The organism is Streptomyces sp. NRRL B-24572, assembly GCF_002156145.1.
Classification (GTDB): Bacteria; Actinomycetota; Actinomycetes; order Streptomycetales; family Streptomycetaceae; genus Streptomyces; species Streptomyces vietnamensis.
This window is the reverse complement of the sequence record NZ_MWIG01000930.1, coordinates 1-1578: the sequence shown is the minus strand read 5'-3', so window position 1 is coordinate 1578 and position 1578 is coordinate 1. Positions and strand designations below refer to the sequence as shown.

Annotated in this window: 1 protein-coding gene; it reads left to right on the top strand. The window is 75.5% G+C overall.

The genetic code is table 11. The features are described from left to right. Positions 1-1578, top strand: a 1578-nt coding sequence (locus CCN56_RS38445; protein ID WP_107484297.1) for a non-ribosomal peptide synthetase, incomplete at both ends; no start/stop codon positions are given.

Below are 1578 nucleotides of genomic sequence, written 5' to 3'. Positions count from 1 at the left end.
CCGGCGCCGCCTACCTGCCGGTCGACCCGGCGCTGCCCGCCGACCGCCGCCGCTACCTCGTCGAGGACTCCGGCGCCGACCTGGTGGTCCTGGACGGCACGAGCGGTACGGCGGCCGGTACGAGCGGCACGGACGGTACGAGCGGCACGGCCGGCTCCCCGGCCCCCGGGGCCCGCGCCGTGACGTTCGCCGAGCTGGCGGCCACCCCGAGCGGTGACCCGGCCCCGTCCCCGTACACGCCCGTTCCGGTCACCGGAGACACGCTCGCCTACGTCATCTACACCTCCGGTTCCACCGGCCGCCCCAAGGGTGTCGAGATCGGCCGCGCCGCCGCCTCCCTGCTGCTGAAGGAACTGGAGGAGGCGGGCGCCGCCACGGGCGAGGGCTGCCGGGTCGGCTGGAACGCCTCCCCGTCGTTCGACGCCTCCGTGCAGCAGTGGACACGGCTCTGCCGGGGCGACACCCTCGTCATGATCGACGAGGAGACCCGCCGCGACCCGTCGCTGCTCGCCGCCTTCGTCGACGAGCAGGCCCTCACCGATCTCGACATCACCCCCTCGCACGCCGACCCGCTCCTCGACCTGCTCACCGAGGACGGCGGCCCGCGCCCGCTGACCCTCCTCGTCGGAGGCGAGGCGATCAGCCCGGCGCTGTGGGACCGGCTGGCCGCCGCCCACCGGTCCGGCCTGCTGCGCGCGCTCAACGTGTACGGTCCGACCGAGTGCACCGTCGACGCCACCGCCGGCTGGATCGACGGATCGGGGGAGCCGCACATCGGCACCGTCCTGCCGGGCCTCCGGATGCGCCTGCTCGACGAGAAGCTCGTCCCGGTCGGGCCGGGGGAGTCCGGCGAGCTGTACCTCGCGGGCCCGCGCGTGGGCCGTGGCTACCGCCACCGCCCCGGACTCACGGCGGAACGTTTCGTCGCCGACATCGTCTCCGGTGACGGCTCCGGCGGGCGCATGTACCGCACCGGCGACCGCTGCCGGCTGCTGCCCGACGGCCGGCTCGTCTACCTCGGCCGCGCCGACGGCCAGGTCAAGCTGCGCGGCCACCGCATCGAACTCCCGGAGATCGAGGCCGCCCTCACCCGCGCGGACGGCGTCGCCGAGGCGGCCGTGATCCTCGGCGAGGACGCCGGCGGCACCGCCTGCCTGATCGCCTACCACCGCGGCGGCGACGCCACCGCCCTGCGCGCCGCGCTCTCGGACGGCCTGCCCGCCTACATGGTGCCGAGCGCGTACGTCGCGGTGGACCGGTTCGCCACGACGCCCAGCGGCAAGCTCGACCGGTCCGCGCTGCCCACCCGGCTCGAAACCCCGACGGCGGGCACGGAGTCCCGGACCACCGGCACCGGCACCGACGGCCTGGACGGCCGCGCGGAGGAGCTCATCGCCCGCGTGTGGACCCAGGTCCTGGGCGCCGCGTCGATCGGCCCGGACGACAACTTCTTCAAGCTCGGCGGCCACTCCCTGCTCGCCCCCGCGCTCACCAACGCCGTCCGCGAACGCCCCGGTGCGGACGTCTCCGTCACCGACTTCTCCCTGAAGGCCACCTTCGCCGGACTCGCCGAGCTCG